The sequence below is a fragment of the Solidesulfovibrio sp. DCME genome (genome assembly GCF_049995385.1).
Classification (GTDB): domain Bacteria; phylum Desulfobacterota; class Desulfovibrionia; order Desulfovibrionales; family Desulfovibrionaceae; genus Solidesulfovibrio.
This window is the reverse complement of record NZ_CP188261.1, coordinates 2,932,875-2,951,375: the sequence shown is the minus strand read 5'-3', so window position 1 is coordinate 2,951,375 and position 18,501 is coordinate 2,932,875. Positions and strand designations below refer to the sequence as shown.

The window sequence follows — 18,501 nt, the reverse complement described above, 5'->3', positions numbered from 1 at the left end:
GGAGGAAAAATGGATACGCCCATTCTTTCCGATATCCGTGTGTTGGACAACATCCTGGCCGTCAACCTCAACGTCACCTTGTGGTCGGCCCGCAGGAAGCTGACTCTCGAAGACTTCGGTCCTGTGGACCTGCCGCCGGAAGATCTGGCTTCCCTTGGCAGCAAGCGCATCGCGCCGCCGGAGAGTCTGCGCATCTTCGGCACGCTCAAGGCGCGGGCCTTTGCGCTCCTGGACCGGCACGGCATCCGCTTTCTCGGAGGCTGGGCCATCCCCGAGGACAAGGCGACGGAAATCGTCCAGGAACTGACCGTGATCCGCGACGAGTTTTTTGCCTGCAAGGAAGCGTTTCTGGCCGAATACGACGGCCTAGTTCGGGATTGGATCGACAGGCATGCCGCGTGGGCCAACATCTTGGCCAACGCCACCGTTGGTAGCGACTATGTGCGCTCCCGGCTGGGGTTTGCCTGGCAGTTCTACAAGGTTGCGCCGCTGATGGGGCATCCCGATGCCGCGACCATGGCCGCTTCTGGTTTGTATGAGGAGGTGGAGCAGCTTGGCGCAGCGCTTTTCACCGAGATCGCCAAGTCTGCCGATGAGACCTGGCGCAAGGTGTATGCTGGCCGCACGGAGGTCACCCACAAGGCGCTTTCGCCGCTTCGCACCATGTACCAAAAGCTCATGGGCCTGACCTTTGTCGAGCCCCATGTGGCTCCGGTGGCGGAGATCCTCGAAATGGCGCTGTCGCGTCTGCCGCGCAAGGGGACCATTGCCGGCACCGATCTGCTTATGCTCCAAGGCCTGGTCTGTCTGCTGCGCGATCCGGATGCGCTGATTGAGCACAGCCAAAAGGTCATCGAAGGCTACGGCCCGGCCACGGTGCTGGACGCGGTCCTGCGCGCGCCGTTGCCGGCCGGGGATGCCCGCGACATGGACGAGATGCTGGATGGTCCGGAGGGGGAGTCGCTGGACGTTGCCCCCATGCCCGAGCCCGTGGCCGGGGCCCGGATACCCAGTATGGGACTTTGGTGAGCGCCATGGGAGCCATGCGCCACGTGCTGCGTTCCCTGCCGCTTCTGGCGGCCGTCCTTGGCGATGCCTACGGCGTCTCCGTGGTCATGGGCGGCAAGGACGCCCATACGGACGGGAAGGTCATTTGCCTGCCCAGTTTGCCGGCGGAAGGAGAGGCGACGCTGCTGCCCCTGGTTCGGGGCCTGATCGATCATGAGGCGGCCCATATCCGGGAAACGGACTTTGCCGCGCTGGCCGCCTGGCCGGCGACACCGTTTTCCAGGCACATCTGGAACTCGCTGGAGGACTGGCGGGTGGAGAACAAGCTGGGAGACCTCTTCCCAGGCTGTCGCCACAACTTTAGGTGGCTGATTGAGCATTACTTCGCAGGCGCAAACGACAGGGCCGGGGACACCACCCCGGCCTTGTCCGTTTTAAATGCCATCTTGCTCACCGTGCGCTGCTGGGACGCACCAAGTGTGTTGGACAATCGGGACAAAGCGGTGGCCGCCATCGAGGCTGACTTGCCCGGGCTGTGGCAGGGTAGCGTCCACGGAGGTGGTGTAAATTCTGAAGTCGTCCAGGCCGGGGGAGAGCCTCCGGCCCGGACGGAATGGGCGAGGTGGCCATCGGGTCAATTGGCTGTAAGGTGAAGTTACGACGCCGCACCTGCAACCAAAGGAGACCACGATGGCCGAGGACAGCATGGCATTAATCGAGCTGATGCAAAAGGCCGACGGCGGCGATTTTCTCCGCTCCCTGGCGGAAGCCGTCCTGCAGCTTCTCATGGAAGCCGATGTGGACGGCCTCATCGGGGCCAGCCGCCACGAGCGAAGCCCCGAGCGAGTCAGCTACCGCAACGGCTACCGTGACCGCAGCCTTGATACCCGCATCGGCTCCTTGCAACTGCGCATCCCCAAGCTGCGCCAGGGCAGCTACTTTCCGCCCTTCCTGGAGCCACGCAAGACCAGCGAACGCGCCTTGGTGGCCGTCATCCAGGAAGCCTGGATCGGCGGCATCTCCACGCGGCGCGTGGATGATCTGGTCCAGGCCATGGGCCTTTCCGGCATCTCCAAGTCCCAGGTGTCCAAGCTGTGCAAGGACATTGATGAACGGGTCCATGCCTTTCTTTCTCGGCCGCTGACCGGCGAATGGCCCTATTTGTGGCTGGACGCAACCTACCTCAAGCAGCGCGAAGGCGGCCGGGTGGTCAGCGTCGCCGCCATAATCGCCGTGGCGGCGAACACCGAAGGCCGCAGAGAAATCGTGGGACTGCACATCGGCCCCAGCGAGGCCGAGCCGTTCTGGTCTTTTTTCCTCAAAAGCCTTCTTTGTCGGGGACTTGGCGGCGTGAGGCTTGTCGTCTCCGACGCCCATGAAGGCCTCAAGGCCGCCATGGCCAAGACGTTCGGGGCCACGTGGCAACGCTGCCGGGTCCACTGGATGCGAAACGCCTTGGCCCGGGTTCCCAAGTCCCAGCACGCCATGGTCTCGGCCGCCCTGCGCCAGGCCTTTTTACAGCCGGATGCGGCCAACGCCAGCCAGACCTGGCGGCATGTCGCCGATCAGCTTCGTGGAAAATGGCCACGGCTCGCCAGCTTCATGGACGAAACCGAGCACGACGTGCTGGCCTACATGACCTTCCCGGCGCAGCATCGGGTCAAGCTGCACAGCACCAATCCGCTGGAAAGGCTCAATAAAGAAGTGAAGCGGCGGGCGGACGTAGTCGGCATCTTCCCCAACGAACAGTCCATCATCCGGCTCATCGGGGCCATCTTACTGGAGCAAAACGACGAGTGGCAGCTGCAAAGCCGCTACATGCAGGTCGAGGCCATGGCCGAACTCAACACCCAACCAAACGAGGCGCAGCCAGCCCAAATTCCACCAAGAGCAGCCTGACCGAGGGCCACCTCAAGCACACCAGAATTTACACCACGTTGACGGACGTGACCGTGCATTTTCAGAATTCTCTTTAAAAGGTTTGCCTCAAAATGCCCATGAAAGACTTGTCAGGCTACATTGTAGCGAACGATTGATTGGGCATATTAGTCGTGATTCGACAGAAATTAACGCCAGAGAAAAACCAACTAAAAAAATGAATCCGCCCAAACCCAAAAAACGCCGCCGCAGGGGGCGGCCGATTAATAGCAAGACAAAGCCAAAGACAAAGAAGCTACTTGAGCGACAGATAGAAATGACTAGCGACGAAGCCAGAATGACTCTTCCTATGGCATGTGATATCGGTGCTAAATCTAGCAGTAAGGGGCATTTTCGTCGATGGATTGGATATAAATTACATATTGATTCGGCGGATGGTCAAATTCCTATCAGTTGTATACTTACTTCTGCTTCACTACACGATAGTCAAGCAGCCATACCGTTGGCAAAAATGTCCGCTGAACGAGTAACAAGTCTCTATGACTTGATGGATTCAGCGTACGATTCCAAAACAATTCGCGACTTTAGTCGTTCATTGGGGCACGTTCCGATTATTGATTTTAACAAAAGACGCAATGGAATAAAAAAAGAAATGGAGCCAGCAACTAGCATTCGATACAGAGAAAGAACTAATTCTGAACGTGTTAACAGCCGTCTTAAAGATGATTTTGGCGGAAGAAGTCTTATGGTTCGTGGTGGACCTAAGGTTTTTGCTCATCTTATGTTTGGCATCCTTGCGTTGACAGCAGATCAATTGATTCGTTTGTTGACAGTATAGCAACAATATGATTTTGATACTCATAAATCAGGATATTCGTTTCTGAATTATGTGAAAAATAGAAACACGACAGCATTAAAACACATTAGTGTTTAAAAATGAGCACTCATGCCCGTTGGAATGTGTTAATTCTGTAGCTCGTATTATTTTTGCAAAACCCTCATCTGTTAATAAAATATCGTTTTGCATAAAATGCGGCACCTTAGCTTTCTCTTTGTCATGACATAATCTCAGCACAGTTAACCCTAGAGAATTATTTGTCATGTTGTGAGTTTAAATTTAATATTAAATATTATGCCATATAAAATATTTGTTTGCAAGCATTCGCTAATCCTTCAATCTGTTTTACTCGCATATTTCAATCTAACAACATGTAATTATTTACTATTCACATTCTCCTATCCTCTTCAATCCCCGTTTCTCCTCCCCCCGTGAAAAAATCCCAGCAAACCCCTTGACCTCCCCGTACCAAATCCGTATTTACCCCGAGCCAACGACGCGCCAACGAAGCCAACGGTTTTGGCCCCCAACTTTTTCTTGGGAACGAAAGATTTGGGGTTGACTTCGGGACGAGTTTGGGGCATTTAGCCTGTTCCCTGATTCTGTTTATAGGACCGTAGCTCAGGGGGAGAGCGCTTGCTTGACACACCACAAGCGTGATTTAACCCCTTAAAATCCTTCAAAAAGCCCCTGTGAAAAAGTGATCTCGTTGGCGAGTAGCCAACGGGATCTTCTTCTTTTTATTGGTTTGGAATTCGTACTTTGGCGCAGCTTTGGTCAGCCGTTGGCGTGACTGTGGCGGTGGCTGCCAACCGCCTCTCTTTACTTATTGATTTTATTATATATTCGTCAATGAGCCCGCCTCATCTTTAGCAATACCCCTTGACGGCTAGTAACATATTTGTTATCTATAGGCTGTGGCATGGGAAATACTCTATTATAGCGATTGGTTGCAGGAGGAGATCTTGGCGATGCCAGTTACCCTCCAAGCTCGTTATCTGCACCTTACGGCACGAATGCGAATATTCGGCGCTGATCTTGGGTTACCGCATACCAGGGCGATGGGAGATGGTCTCTTTGAACTTCGTTTGAAAGGTGCTGAAGGAATCGCCAGAGTTTTCTATTGTACTCTTGTCGGGAAGAAAATCGTCATGCTTCATCACTTTATCAAGAAATCGGAGAAGACTCCCAAGCGGGAGTTGGTGGTTGCGATAAGACGAATGCAGGAGGTTAAGGCATGTTAACCCATGAAGAACTTTCAAAAAAGATGCTTGCGAATCCTGCTGTTAAGGAAGCCTATGATGCCATGGCCCCAGAGTTTGCTCTCCTGGATGAACTTCTGCGGGCAAGAAAAGAAGCTGGTCTGAGTCAGGCCCAGGTGGCTGCCTTGATGGGAACTAAAGCCCCGTCCGTCGCCCGCTTGGAATCTGCTCTGTCCAGCGGTAAACACTCGCCGTCCGTGGCGACACTGCGAAAATATGCCAAGGCGGTAGGTAAAGAACTGCTTATTCAGTTGAAATAGTTTGTATTTCACTGCCAAGCTCAAAAACGAAGAAAAACGCGCTTTTGGAGCCTCCCCTGGACCAGGATCGCAGAGTGCTGGTGCGCCAGGCCAAGCCTGGAGAAGGAGGATGTAAGGAATGCTGAAACCTTCTTTGAAACCCTACGGGTACCCAAGCCCGTCCGGCCAAGTGTGCTGACAGCCGGAACCGAGTGTTGCGCGGACTGGAGCAATCCAGGACGTGAAGCGTACACAGGGAGTTTGTAGGCCTTGCTATTGAGCCCCGAAATTGCGTTCCCGCGGGAGCTGACGACTTCAGAATATCGGAAGGCACCATCTGGGGGCAAGACAGCATCGCTCTCAGGTCCCGCCGGGGTCGAAGAACAAGGCATGCGGACAGGGGGTTTCCCAGGAACCTGGGAGACCCTGTCGTCTCCGCTTGAGAATACGGAAGGGAAGAGCCGGTAATTTCTTCCAGGCCTATCCCGGGTTCGTCTGCTCGGGAACAGGAGCGAAAATCCAGACGACAAGCGGTATCCGAAGGCGAAGGAAACGAAGTCTGAGGAGATGGACGGCAGGGAGTCGGAACGCCTCATAGTACCGATGAATCAGGGGAACCCACCCGGGGACCCAGAGGAGGGAAGGAGGCGTCTGTTCATGGAACTTCTGGAGGGAAAGATGCATGGGAAATCGAGCCCGGAAAGCGTCTCAACGAAACTGCAGAAGGTAGCGGATCTGGCCAAGCAAGCGCCGGAAATGGTGTTCACGACGTTGGCCCACCATATCGACCTCGTCTTTCTGAAGGAAGCATTCCACCTCACCAGGAAGGACGCGGCGTCAGGCGTGGATCAACAGACAGCAGCGGAGTACGAGGAACAGCTGGATAGGAACCTGACGTCGCTTTTGGATCGTTTCAAGAGCGGAACGTACAAGGCCCCTCCGGTCAAGCGGGCGTATATCCCCAAGACAAACGGGGCGGCCCGTCCGATCGGCATCCCGACCATCGAGGACAAGGTACTGCAACGCGCGGTAACCATGGTTCTGGGAGCGGTCTACGAGCAAGATTTCCTCTCTTGCTCATACGGTTTCCGTCCCGGCCGGTCCTGTCACCAGGCGTTGGAGACGCTGTGGCGTGGCATCATGGGCATAGGTGGCGGGTACGTCTACGAAGTGGACATCCGCAAGTTCTTCGACACGTTGGATCATGGACATCTTCGGAGCTTTCTTGACCTGCGGGTGCGCGATGGTGTGATACGACGGGTCATTGATAAGTGGCTTAAGGCTGGAGTTCTCGAAGCAGGCCAGCTTGTGTATCCAGACGCCGGCACGCCACAAGGAGGAGTGATCTCGCCCCTTCTGGCGAACATCTACCTTCATGAAGTCCTGGACAAATGGTTTGAGCACGTCGTCAGACCGCGTATGCGAGGTGAGGCGTTCCTCATCCGCTACGCTGATGACTTTGTCATGGTCTTCAGCAACGAGATGGATGCCCGGAAGGTCGAGGAGGTGCTGCCGAAGCGACTTGGTCGGTTCGGTCTCGCCGTTCACCCAGAGAAGACTCGCTTGGTGCGATTCCTGCCGCCTTGTGGCGGATCAGGAGGTACTGGACACCAAGGGTTCAGCTTCGACCTGTTGGGTTTTACCCACTACTGGGGCAAGTCGCTCAAGGGAAATTGGGTTGTCAAGCGCAGGACGGCAAAAGATCGTCTTGCCAGGGCCTTGAAATCGGTAGGGGAGTGGTGTCGATTCAATCGGCATAGTGATATCGCCGATCAGTACCGGACTCTCATACTCAAAATCAAAGGTCATTGCCAATACTATGGGATAACCGGTAACTCCCGCAGGCTTAACGCCTTCCGTGATGGAGTGCAGAAGCTGTGGTGGAAGTGGTTGAACCGGCGATCGCAAAGAAACAACATGAGCTGGCAAAACTTCAACCTCATGAAGAAGACTTATCCATTACCAATTCCCGTAGCAATGCATTCTATCTGCCATCGTGTAGCAAGACCATGAACAGAGGAGCCGGATGCCTTAAAGGGGCACGTCCGGATCTGTGGGGGGCGGGGGAAGGAAACTTCCCTCGTCTACCCGACCGAATTTTCAGTCCAGATCAGTGCCCGTATCCCTGAAATAGCCCAGTATGGCTTCTTTTGATGCTCCACGGAAAAGGAATTAAAGTAGGTGGTTACGAGGAAGAGCTTGTATCGCTGTAGCTTTCTCTTGCGTTAAATCTTGGGTTTATGAGAAAGAATAGTAGAAGGCTTAAATATCTAGCAACTGTCCTGATTATTTAGTATAATTTCAGGAGAATGCAAATAATGTTATGGTTATTATACGGCTGTTTTGACGTGACATAGATGTCGAAGCAGTATGTTGTTGAGGTGCAGAAAGATGAAATATGAGATCATATCATCGTCACGTCCATTTTGGTTGAAATGTATTTTTTCAGTTATTCTAGTCTTTTTTGCGTTCATGTTGAGATATTCACTCTTTGGAGGATTGGGCTCAGCAATCCCTTACCTCACATTTTACCCAGCAGTAATGATTGCATCCGTTGCCGGGGGTATCATTTCCGGTGTTTTAGCCACGATATTTTCTGCGTCATTAGCAATGTACTTTTTTATTGAGCCAATAGGTGTCATTGCCATTGAAAATCCACGGGATTTGCTTGGACTGATCACGTTTGTCCTGGGATGCATGATAATGTCGGCTGTAGGTGAATTAGTTATTCGAAGTCAAAAAGAATTGAAAAAGAAATCGACCGAACTTGTAGAGATAAATAGGGCGTTACGAATAGAGGTGTTGGCGCGGGAAAAGGTAGAGAATGATCTGAGGGAAAGTGAAGAAGATCTCCTGGTCACGTTAACGTCTATCGGCGATGCGGTTATTGCAACAGATCTATCTGGTAATATTACGCGGATGAATCCAGCAGCAGAGCGACTCACAGCTTGGTCCAGAAATGATGCATTGGGTCGACCTCTGGTGAAGGTATTCCATATCGTCAATTCTAAAACGCGTGAACCGGCAGATGATCCGGTACTACGAGTACTAGCGACAGGCAATGTCGTAGGGCTAGCTAATCATACCGTGTTAATCGACAGGGAGGGCAGAGAATATCAGATCGCAGACAGTGCGGCTCCCATACGCAGTATCTCAGGTAACGTTATTGGTGTTGTTCTTGTTTTTTCCGATGTGACCGAAGAGTACGCCATTTCAGAAAAGCTGGCTGAAAGTGAAAAGCGATTTCGCACTTTAGCTGATACCGGTCAGGCTTTGATTTGGACTTCGGGGTTGGACAAGTTATGCGACTATTTTAACTTGCCTTGGCTAAATTTTACAGGACAGACCTTGGAGCATGAGCTTGGGAATGGTTGGGTTGATGGAGTACATCCAGATGATGTAGCTGATTGCATCAACGTCTATGTCGACGCTTTTGATAAGCGTACTCATTTCAGCATGGCTTACCGTCTGCGCAGATATGATGGAGAATATCGGTGGATTCAAGACAATGGATCTCCTCGTTTCAGTAGCAAGGGAGAGTTTCTTGGGTATATTGGGCATTGTCTTGATATAACAACACGTAAAATGTTAGAAGATGAGTTGATACAAGCGAGGAATTGTGCAGAATCTGCTAATAAATCTAAAAATGAGTTTCTGGCGAATATGAGTCACGAGGTACGCACTCCACTGAATGGAATACTGGGCATGCTTCAATTGCTAAAGACCACTGAACAAACAAATGAACAAAAAGAATATATTCTTGCTGCGATCAAGTCAACAAATCGTCTGACACGTTTGCTGTCGGATATCCTTGATATTTCAAGAATTGAAGCGGGAAAATTAGTGTTGGATGAAGTTGAATTCGAAGTAAAAAGTCAAAAAGATTCAGTCCTTGAATTGTTTGACGTAGCAGCCAGGCAAAAGAGAATTGATCTTAAATACAGCGTTGACGGAAAAATTCCTTCTAAAATAATAGGAGATGAGGCAAGATTGCAGCAAATTATATTCAACCTAGTGGGAAATGCTATTAAATTTACTGAGAGAGGGTTTGTTAGGATAGATGCTTCCCTGTTGCCGTTGCATTCATGTGAATCGTCTATACGAATTTTATTTACAATAGAAGATACAGGAATTGGAATCAAGGAAGGTGCGGTTAAGGATATTTTTGAGCCTTTTGTTCAAGTCGAGGGCTCTTATGTTCGCAATAATCAAGGCGCAGGGTTGGGCCTCTCCATAGTTCGCAAGCTTGTAAGCCTTATGGGTGGGAATTTATGTATTAGCAGTGCGGAAGGCGATGGTGCAATCTTTTATATCTCAATGCCATTCAAAATCCCTGCCGTGCAGGAAAATGGTTACGAAAGTGTGACTTACTCAAGGAATACTACTTCTAGTTATGCTCCACTTAAGATTCTTTTTGCAGAAGATGATGCAATAAGTTTACTCTCTGGTTCGCGGCTGCTTGAAAAATATGGATTTGTTGTTTCCATCGCCAGAGACGGTCGGGAAGCCCTCCAACGTTTAAAAGATCAGGAATTTGACCTGATTCTCATGGACGTTCAAATGCCCATCATGGACGGTGTAGAGGCCACTAAGATTATTAGAGAATCAACTTCACTTGGTGTAAAATCTAAAATCCCAATCGTTGCCATGACCGCTTACGCCATGGCTGGAGATAAAGAGAAGTTCCTTGCAGCTGGGATGAATGATTACATATCAAAACCTGTCGACAATGAATCTTTACTGGCAGTAATTGGAAAAGTACTGGATCAGGTTGCGAAAGTTTGAGGCGGATTGGGTTCATGGGCTGTCCTGCCCTGATTAAAAGAGCGAGCTTTGGGAATAAGGATATCCTGGTGCGGGGAGTCCGTCACGAAGACAGGGAAAAAGCTGGAACTGCGGCTGAGCGTTTCGTACGTTGGGTCGGTGCAGGATTCTCCTGGAAGTTCAGGACTGGGTGAGTCCAATGGGGGAGCTTTAGAAAAACGTCCCAGGAGGAGCCCGGTAGAGGGCAGGAGAGGGGTGTCCGGGGGAAAAGCCCAAGCCCAAATATCCCCCGGGGGAGGGCTTCGACTGTTTTCTCGGAGAAACTACTGCTATTTTAGCTAGTTCGGAAATGCAGGTTCCTTCATCTTTTGATTTTCAGCAGATTGGGCAGTGAAATCGGTCTGTTTCGTGAAGATCAGCGGTACAAGGGCCAATTAAGTCTTTCCCTGGAATTCCGCTGAAGTAACTCGATTTTGCTGAAATCAGCAAGAAAATAGTGTGCCTCTCGCAGAGTCCTGCGAATTTTCAGTCCCGATTGGTACTAATACGCCGAGAACAGCCCTGTTTCTGATCCTGGTGTAGGGTAGGGCAGTGTTGTTCAGCTACCTAGCTGTAATCCCGTACTTTTTGAAATACGCGTTTTCTCGCGTTTTTGTTGTTCCAAGATCTCTGATAGCCAAGTTAAGGACTGATAAGGTTTTCTATGTCACTGGCTATCTTTTTTGAATCGAGCGAAAAGGATGGTGCGCTGAACGAGCTATAACTATCAGTCGCCAAAAAACTGCTTTGAATCATCTGGGGTTTCCGTTCGTTCTGAATTTGTATAAATGCGAAGTGTTGACGTAACTGAGATTGTATAGCTTTCAAACAGCGAATCATGGCCTTGGCGCTGGCTCATGCGGTGCATCATTTCGTTTCGCCATTTTTCAACCGCGTGTTCGGTTTCCCAGACGGATATGCTGAGTAGTTTACCATCATTGGTAAGACTGGAAAATCTTTCCGAGCGTATAAAACCTTCAGCATTTGCGAGCAACTTGCTTAGATTAGCGGCTAGAGCTAAATAATTTTCCATACCTTCTTTCTTAACAGTAACTTCAAACAAAACGATTATCATATATACTCCTTTGATGCTCTCTTCAGGTTTTATGGGAACGTTCGTATCAAAAAGAGCAAGATGTTTATTGAAATGATCATGTGAAATGCATATAGTTATTAATTATCAAATACATCTAACGTCGTCAATCTTATCTTGGAGCAAGAGAAAAGGTCACGGGAGCAGATGCGGGAACCGATACAGCCACGGAGAAAAGAGGACATTGGGCTGAGACTGCGATTCCCTGGGATCTTGTCCCAGGGGAAGCCCAATGGGGGAGCTTCAAGAAAAAGTTGAGGTGGTCCGGGTAGGTTGGACAGGTTGGCGGCGCAGTTAAGCTATAGTCCGGTTGGTGCTCATGCCGCCTTGGAGGCCGAGTGGCCATCCCGGTATACGTCCATGGGGCGGCGACCGTCAAAAGCCGTATGCGGCCGCTGCTCGTTGTAGAAGCGGAACCAGTCTCCAAGCGCTTGGCGAGCCTGACTGCCGGTTTCGAATTCCCGCAGGTAGACGCATTCCCATTTCACCGAGCGCCACAGGCGTTCAATGAAGACGTTGTCCATCCACCGGCCTTTGCCATCCATGGAGATGGCGACGCCGGCATCCTTGAGCGCCTGGGTGAAGTCCTGGCCAGTGAACTGCGAGCCTTGGTCCGTGTTGAAGATCTCCGGTACCCCGTAACGATTCATGGCCTCTTCCAAGGCGGCAACGCAGAAATCGGCATCCAGGGTGTTGGATAGCCGCCAGGACAGCACCGCCCGGCTGTGCCAGTCCATGACCGCCACCAGATACAGAAAGCCCCGCTTCATGCGGACATACGTGATGTCGGCGCACCACACCTGATCCGGCCGTTTGATCGCAAGATCTCGCAGCAGATACGGATAGATCTCTTGTGGGTAGCGTCCACGGAGGTGGTGTAAATTCTGAAGTCGTCCAGGCCGGGGGAGAGCCTCCGGCCCGGACGGAATGGGCGAGGTGGCCATCGGGTCAATTGGCTGTAAGGTGAAGTTACGACGCCGCACCTGCAACCAAAGGAGACCACGATGGCCGAGGACAGCATGGCATTAATCGAGCTGATGCAAAAGGCCGACGGCGGCGATTTTCTCCGCTCCCTGGCGGAAGCCGTCCTGCAGCTTCTCATGGAAGCCGATGTGGACGGCCTCATTGGGGCCAGCCGCCACGAGCGAAGCCCCGAGCGAGTCAGCTACCGCAACGGCTACCGTGACCGCAGCCTTGATACCCGCATCGGCTCCTTGCAACTGCGCATCCCCAAGCTGCGCCAGGGCAGCTACTTTCCGCCCTTCCTGGAGCCACGCAAGACCAGCGAACGCGCCTTGGTGGCCGTCATCCAGGAAGCCTGGATCGGCGGCATCTCCACGCGGCGCGTGGATGATCTGGTCCAGGCCATGGGCCTTTCCGGCATCTCCAAGTCCCAGGTGTCCAAGCTGTGCAAGGACATTGATGAACGGGTCCATGCCTTTCTTTCTCGGCCGCTGACCGGCGAATGGCCCTATTTGTGGCTGGACGCAACCTACCTCAAGCAGCGCGAAGGCGGCCGGGTGGTCAGCGTCGCCGCCATAATCGCCGTGGCGGCGAACACCGAAGGCCGCAGAGAAATCGTGGGACTGCACATCGGCCCCAGCGAGGCCGAGCCGTTCTGGTCTTTTTTCCTCAAAAGCCTTCTTCGTCGGGGACTTGGCGGCGTGAGGCTTGTCGTCTCCGACGCCCATGAAGGCCTCAAGGCCGCCATGGCCAAGACGTTCGGGGCCACGTGGCAACGCTGCCGGGTCCACTGGATGCGAAACGCCTTGGCCCGGGTTCCCAAGTCCCAGCACGCCATGGTCTCGGCCGCCCTGCGCCAGGCCTTTTTACAGCCGGATGCGGCCAACGCCAGCCAGACCTGGCGGCATGTCGCCGATCAGCTTCGTGGAAAATGGCCACGGCTCGCCAGCTTCATGGACGAAACCGAGCACGACGTGCTGGCCTACATGACCTTCCCGGCGCAGCATCGGGTCAAGCTGCACAGCACCAATCCGCTGGAAAGGCTCAATAAAGAAGTGAAGCGGCGGGCGGACGTAGTCGGCATCTTCCCCAACGAACAGTCCATCATCCGGCTCATCGGGGCCATCTTACTGGAGCAAAACGACGAGTGGCAGCTGCAAAGCCGCTACATGCAGGTCGAGGCCATGGCCGAACTCAACACCCAACCAAACGAGGCGCAGCCAGCCCAAATTCCACCAAGAGCAGCCTGACCGAGGGCCACCTCAAGCACACCAGAATTTACACCACGTTGACGGACGTGACCGATCTTGTGCCCGGGATGTGGCTGGCTGGTCTTGGGCTTCTGGTAGATCGCCATCAGTCCCATTTTGCGCATCAACCGCCGCACGCGGCCACGTCCGATCTCGATGCCCTGATGCCGCAAGTGCCGTCGCATCTGGCGCGAACCGTAAAACGGCGTCTCCAGAAACTGCTCGTCGATGCGCCGCATCAGGTCCAGATTCATGGCCGACTCGCCTTTAGGGCGATGGTACCAAGTCGACCTGGCCAGTCCGAGGATGTTGCACTGCCGGCAAATACTGAGTCGGGGATGCTCGCGTTCGACCATCCCACGCCTTCGCCCGCGACTCACCGTTTGGCGAAGGCTCGCTCTAAAAAATCCTTTTCCACGGTCAATTGGCCGATCTTGGCGTGGAGTTCCCGGATTTCGGCGGCGGCATCCTTCTGCACGGTCGCAGCCCTCCCCGAAAAGGCAGCAACCATACCTTCCTTGGCCTGACGCTTCCAACCCGCAATCTGCGTCGGATGCACGTCGTACTTGCTGGCCAACTCGGCCAAGGTCAACTCGCCGGACAGGGCCTCGAGCGCCACTTTGGCCTTAAACTCCGCTGAAAACTTGCGTCGATGGGACATCGAAAACCGTCCTCCTCGTTTGAGGACTATAGCTTAGCAGACTGTCCAATTTTCCGCGACCAGCTCAGGGAGATAGCCCTCTCAGATGAAACTCGCTTTTCGAGTGAAACGAAAGGGGACAAGGAGAAGAGGCGTGGCGGGAAAAGGGGCCAAGCGGGGGAACAGGTAACCAATGTCTACGCCGAACATAATCGGTAATCCTGTCTCTGCCAGTTCGAAAAGCGGATAACCTCTTATGCCAAGCCAACCGACACCTGGCAACGGAAAAGCTTTGGTATGAAATCCTGAAAGGGGCCAGATGGATGGCCACGGCCCGGAAAGTCACCAAGCGGCAAGCGGATTGGGACATGGCCGGGGAGATCGGCCGCATCCTCATGAAGCACGCGGATAAGGCATTCCGCAAGGCTCTCGGGCTGGATTAATCTCCCGGCAACCGGATCATGGGCGGCCTGTCTCTTCGGAGGTGGGCCGCTTTTATTACTTGCGAATGACAGTGTTGAGTCCGAATTCCGTAACTTCAACAAGCAACAATTCTCTAACGTCGGTCATTTCGTCATCGTTGAAGTAACACCGAACAATTCCCCGGGACTGGAGTTGAAGCAATGCTGTTTCAAAATTCGGCTGACCATAACCAGGAAGATCCCAAGCGGCCACATCCCCAGCGTTTGTTTCACGGAAATACGTAATGACACCAGTTCTGATTTCGCTGTCCGTCATGCTTTCCTCCTCTGTTTTGGGGACGATATCCGGAGCGCAGGGGAATTTGATGGGAAAGAAAAGCGATGAAGATGAAGCGCCCGGTACCAGGAGGCGTGGAGGGAGTTTGGGCTGGCCGTCGTGGGCAAGAGTCGAGGACCGGATCGAGTGGGAATCGAGCGCAAAGAGCTTGGCGACCTGGTGGGCTGTCTCATGGGGGCCAGTCGGGTATCGCCAGGGCCTGGTGACGGTGGAAGTGGCGCGGGGAGGTCGACCGAGTGGCCACTCGGAAGCGGTTGCGGACACGATCTGCCAGGAACGTAGGGCGGGCTGGAGCCTGCGGGCGATCGGCGCCATGAAAGGGAAGCCGGTGGCTTCGATGGTCTAGTCGGGCTGGGGCAGTACGCGGAATTGGGGACAGCGATACTCGCGCCCAGTCCAGGCCGATGCGTTGGCCGACGAGGTGATCGGGATCGCGGACATGGAACCCGTTTTCCGCAAGGCGGCGACGGCCGCGAGGGCGGACGCGTGCATATTTCAGCCAGGGAGGACGGTACATGTGCGCTAAAGAAGTAAAAAGTGTTTGCCTGTGAACGTCCTCGTGCGCTACCGATACAGTAACTTGCGGACTGTGTCCGCGGCGCGGTTGATATTCGCCCTTTCGTTTAGGGGCGTATGAACCTGCATCCCGGGAGGTTACATGCGTCATTGTCGCTCTACGCCGATTTTCGTTCTCGCGCTCATCGCTGTGCTTGTTGTCCCCGGTCTTTCTCCGGCCGCGGGCAAAGGCAAGAAACAGGCGGCCCAGGAGCCCGCCTCCGATGCGCAGGCCGCCCAGATCCTGGAAAAGTGCTGCAACGCCCTGTCCGCCCTGACAAGCTACTCCTTTCGCGCCGCCGTGACCCTGGACAAGGTCTACCAGGACGGCTCGAAGGTGCAGTTCGGCAGGACCATGGACGTGCGCGTGAAACGGCCTGGGGAATTCTCTGTCGCAACCGACGGCGACGATTTCCAGGCGGTTTCCGCCTTTGACGGCAAGGTCTTCAGCCTCATGCTTCCGCAGCGCAAGGTGTACGGCCAAATCGAGGCCGCCATGGATACGGACGCCCTCATGAGCATGCTGTCCGAGCGCTACGGCATCGAATCCCCCCTCGGCGACCTCCTCTCCAACCATCCTTGCGCCAACATGCACGCGACCGCCGGCTTTTACATCGGCAAGGTCAAGATCGACGGTGTGGCCTGCCAGCACCTCTTTTTCCAGGGGAAGGATGTGGACTGGCAGATTTGGATCGAGGATTCGCCCGAAAGCCTGCCGCGAAAGCTTGTCATCACCGAGAAAAAGCAGCTCGCCGCACCGCAGTTCACGGCGGTCCTCGGCGACTGGAAGACCGGCGGGGCCGCGCTTGAGGTGGCCGCATTCGCCCCGGACGGGGGCATTGCTCGGGATGATGGCGTCATCACCAGCCACAAGCCCGGCAAGAAGTAGGAGGGTGCCATGGCTTCCGCACATGCGCCGCAGGCGCGAAGGTTGCGCGTCCTTGTTCGTCATGGGCTTTTGTTGTGGCTGATAACGGGTGTGACCCTCATGGGGTCCTGGCTGTCGGTGCCCCGGCCTTGCGACGCCCGGCCTGGGGGCGGCGGGGCGCGCGTGGCCGCGGGACCTCGCGGCGGCATCGCCACTTCGCCGCGTGGAAGCGTGGCGGTGGGGCCCCGGGGCGGTACGGCCGTTCGCGGCCCTTACGGCGGAGCCGCCGTGGGTCCCCGGGGCGGCACGGCGGTTCGCGGCCCTTACGGCGGGTCCGCCGTGGGCCCCCGGGGCGGCACAGCCGTCAGAGGCCCCGGCGGGACTGCCGTCCGGGGGCCGTACGGCGGGGCCGCGGTGCGCGGGCCGTACGGCAATGTCGTGGCTGCCCCGCGCGGCCGGGTGATACCGCCGCCGGTTCCCGTCCCCGTGCCGGTGGCGCCGGGCTACGGCTACAACAGCTATGGTTCGTATGGGGCCGGCGTGGCGACGGGCGTGGCTGTCGGGGCCATGCTGACCGTCCTGCCGGCCACGGCCATCGCCATTTCCAACGCCAATGCCAGGGAGAAGGTCTACCGGGCGGATACCCAGTGCTACCGCGAGGTCCTGCGTGACGGGCAAACCGTCTATCAGAGTATTCCCTGCCCATAGAGACGAGAGCGCCCCGGCCGTCGGCCGGGGCGCTTTTCTGTCGGCCTGGAGTCGGATTTTGCACCGCCCTCCATTGGCTCGACGGTATGGAACTGCTTCCCGACCCTTGCAAGCCGTCGTTTGACGGCGAGGCGTTCCCCTTGCCGTCCGGTGACGAGGCTGCCGTCTCGCTTGAGGGGAAATATAATAATAATTAATAAATTCATTGAAATATTGCGACGGCCCTCGGGAGGCGGCCGCGTCAGCGGTTGCTGCGCCTTGGAAAAGATGCGAGGAAGTGCAATGCCTGTCGATTTAGGAACCATTGCTCCACCCTGGCGGACCCGGTCGTTGCGACTCGAAAAGTTCCCCTCCGCTTTGTGCCTTGCTGTTTTTGCCCCGGCTGTCCCCTGTTGCGGCGTTTCGCCCAGGGGAGGGCGGGTGTTTCCCTTGCCGCCGTGCCAAGGCCGGCGGCCCCGAGCCATGACCGCTCCTGTTGTCGCTGCATCGTTTCGTCCTGGCAAAAGAACGTAACACACAACACGAGGTGGCCTTGCGATGAAAAAACTGATTAATGCCGTGGAAAACGTGGTCAAGGAACAGCTGGAAGGCCTGGCCCTGGCCCACCCCGAACTGACGGTCCACTTCGAGCCCAGCTACGTCTGCCGGGCCGATGCGCCGGTGGCCGGCAAAGTGGCCCTGATTTCCGGTGGCGGCTCGGGGCATGAACCCATGCACGGCGGTTTCGTCGGCCCGGGCATGCTCGACGGCGCCTGCCCCGGCGAAGTCTTCACGTCCCCCACGCCCGACCAGATGTACGCCTGCGCCAAGGCCGTGGACAGCGGGGCGGGGGTGCTTTTCATCGTCAAGAACTACACCGGCGACGTGATGAATTTCGAGACGGCCGCCGAACTGGTCGCCGCCGATGGCCTGCAGGTTCAAAATATCCTCATCGACGACGATGTGGCCGTCAAGGACAGCCTGTACACGGCCGGCCGGCGCGGCGTGGGCACGACCGTCCTGGCCGAAAAGATCGTCGGCGCGGCCGCCGAGGCCGGCTACGACCTGGCGGCCTGCGCCGACCTTTGCCGCAAGGTCAACCAGTACGGCCGTTCCTTCGGCGTGGCCCTGTCCTCCTGCACCGTCCCGGCCGCGGGCAAGCCCACCTTCGAACTGGGCGAGGGCGAGGTCGAAATGGGCATCGGTATCCACGGCGAGCCCGGCACCCACCGCATGCCCATCGCGCCCGTCGACGAACTGACCCTGTACGCGGCCGAGCAGATCATCGACGACCCGGCCTACAGCCGCACGGTGCGCGAATGGGACGGGGCCGGTTGGGTGGACAAGGTCCTGGTCGACGAACCCTTTGCCGCCGGCGACCAGGTCATCGCCTTTGTCAACAGCATGGGCGGCACACCGGTGTCCGAACTCTACGCCATCTACCGAAAGCTCGATGCCGTCTGCAAGGCCAAGGGCCTGACCATCGTGCGCAACCTGATCGGGCCGTATATCACCTCCTTGGAAATGCAGGGCTTCTCCATTACCCTGCTCAAGGTGGACGCGGAAATCCTGAAATTCTGGGATGCCCCGGCCAAGACCCCTGGGTTGGTCCGCTAAGCGCGGCGGCATGTCCGGCCACGGCGGCGGGGCAGGCGGAA

At 55.4% G+C, this 18,501-nt stretch carries 16 protein-coding genes and 1 pseudogene; 12 read left to right on the top strand and 5 right to left on the bottom strand.

Annotation, left to right across the window (positions count from 1 at the left end):
* The first annotated feature begins 9 nt into the window (after positions 1-9).
* The 8 genes from ACP59X_RS13020 (at position 10) to ACP59X_RS12985 (ending at position 10,010) form a co-directional block, all read left to right on the top strand.
* The gene (locus ACP59X_RS13020; protein WP_428558952.1) at positions 10-1,029 is read left to right on the top strand and encodes a DUF3150 domain-containing protein; all 1,020 of its coding nucleotides are present in this window, start codon (positions 10-12) and stop codon (positions 1,027-1,029) included.
* A gap of 14 nt (positions 1,030-1,043) precedes the next feature.
* Positions 1,044-1,661 (top strand): hypothetical protein, encoded by a 618-nt coding sequence (locus ACP59X_RS13015; protein WP_428558950.1) that lies wholly within the window; start codon positions 1,044-1,046, stop codon positions 1,659-1,661.
* A 37-nt stretch (positions 1,662-1,698) separates the two neighbouring features.
* Positions 1,699-2,907 carry an IS256 family transposase gene (locus tag ACP59X_RS13010; RefSeq protein ID WP_428558948.1) on the top strand — a complete coding sequence of 403 codons (1,209 nt, stop codon included), beginning with the start codon at positions 1,699-1,701 and terminating at the stop codon, positions 2,905-2,907.
* A gap of 295 nt (positions 2,908-3,202) precedes the next feature.
* Complete coding sequence (locus ACP59X_RS13005) at positions 3,203-3,724, top strand: transposase (protein WP_428558946.1); 522 nt, start codon at positions 3,203-3,205, stop codon at positions 3,722-3,724.
* Positions 3,725-4,641: 917 nt separating this feature from the next.
* Positions 4,642-4,968, top strand: coding sequence for a type II toxin-antitoxin system RelE/ParE family toxin (locus ACP59X_RS13000; RefSeq protein ID WP_428558944.1), 327 nt, complete (start codon positions 4,642-4,644; stop codon positions 4,966-4,968).
* Entirely contained in the window at positions 4,962-5,246 is a 285-nt protein-coding gene (locus ACP59X_RS12995) for a helix-turn-helix domain-containing protein (RefSeq protein ID WP_428558942.1), read from the top strand. Before ACP59X_RS13000 ends, ACP59X_RS12995 begins: the two co-directional genes overlap by 7 nt.
* 636 nt (positions 5,247-5,882) lie before the next feature.
* Complete coding sequence (gene ltrA / locus ACP59X_RS12990; RefSeq protein WP_428558878.1) at positions 5,883-7,238, top strand: group II intron reverse transcriptase/maturase; 1,356 nt, start codon at positions 5,883-5,885, stop codon at positions 7,236-7,238.
* A 378-nt stretch (positions 7,239-7,616) separates the two neighbouring features.
* Positions 7,617-10,010 (top strand): PAS domain S-box protein, encoded by a 2,394-nt coding sequence (locus ACP59X_RS12985; protein WP_428558940.1) that lies wholly within the window; start codon positions 7,617-7,619, stop codon positions 10,008-10,010.
* A gap of 745 nt (positions 10,011-10,755) precedes the next feature.
* Here ACP59X_RS12985 and ACP59X_RS12980 read toward each other — a convergent pair.
* Positions 10,756-11,103, bottom strand: a complete 348-nt coding sequence (locus tag ACP59X_RS12980; RefSeq protein WP_428558938.1) for an antibiotic biosynthesis monooxygenase family protein — start codon at positions 11,101-11,103, stop codon at positions 10,756-10,758.
* Between the two features lie 335 nt (positions 11,104-11,438).
* Positions 11,439-11,972, bottom strand: a pseudogene (locus ACP59X_RS12975) (IS3 family transposase); the annotation flags it as partial.
* A gap of 153 nt (positions 11,973-12,125) precedes the next feature.
* On the opposite strand from ACP59X_RS12975, the gene ACP59X_RS12970 reads away from it, so the two are divergent.
* Complete coding sequence (locus tag ACP59X_RS12970) at positions 12,126-13,334, top strand: IS256 family transposase (protein ID WP_428558936.1); 1,209 nt, start codon at positions 12,126-12,128, stop codon at positions 13,332-13,334.
* Here ACP59X_RS12970 and ACP59X_RS12965 read toward each other — a convergent pair.
* From ACP59X_RS12965 to ACP59X_RS12955, 3 genes are all read right to left on the bottom strand, one after another.
* Positions 13,250-13,588 (bottom strand): IS3 family transposase, encoded by a 339-nt coding sequence (locus ACP59X_RS12965; RefSeq protein ID WP_428558933.1) that lies wholly within the window; start codon positions 13,586-13,588, stop codon positions 13,250-13,252. The two genes, ACP59X_RS12970 and ACP59X_RS12965, sit on opposite strands and share 85 nt — an antisense overlap.
* A gap of 122 nt (positions 13,589-13,710) precedes the next feature.
* Positions 13,711-13,995 (bottom strand): transposase, encoded by a 285-nt coding sequence (locus ACP59X_RS12960; protein ID WP_428558930.1) that lies wholly within the window; start codon positions 13,993-13,995, stop codon positions 13,711-13,713.
* A gap of 477 nt (positions 13,996-14,472) precedes the next feature.
* Positions 14,473-14,712, bottom strand: coding sequence for a hypothetical protein (locus tag ACP59X_RS12955; protein ID WP_428558928.1), 240 nt, complete (start codon positions 14,710-14,712; stop codon positions 14,473-14,475).
* A 679-nt stretch (positions 14,713-15,391) separates the two neighbouring features.
* Between ACP59X_RS12955 and ACP59X_RS12950 the strand changes: the two genes are divergently transcribed.
* The 3 genes from ACP59X_RS12950 to dhaK all read left to right on the top strand — a co-directional run bounded on the left by ACP59X_RS12950 (position 15,392) and on the right by dhaK (position 18,460).
* Entirely contained in the window at positions 15,392-16,177 is a 786-nt protein-coding gene (locus ACP59X_RS12950) for a DUF2092 domain-containing protein (protein WP_428558925.1), read from the top strand.
* A gap of 417 nt (positions 16,178-16,594) precedes the next feature.
* Entirely contained in the window at positions 16,595-16,864 is a 270-nt protein-coding gene (locus ACP59X_RS12945) for a hypothetical protein (RefSeq protein WP_428558923.1), read from the top strand.
* A 537-nt stretch (positions 16,865-17,401) separates the two neighbouring features.
* Positions 17,402-18,460 carry a dihydroxyacetone kinase subunit DhaK gene (gene dhaK / locus ACP59X_RS12940; RefSeq protein WP_428558921.1) on the top strand — a complete coding sequence of 353 codons (1,059 nt, stop codon included), beginning with the start codon at positions 17,402-17,404 and terminating at the stop codon, positions 18,458-18,460.
* Positions 18,461-18,501: the final 41 nt, after the last annotated feature.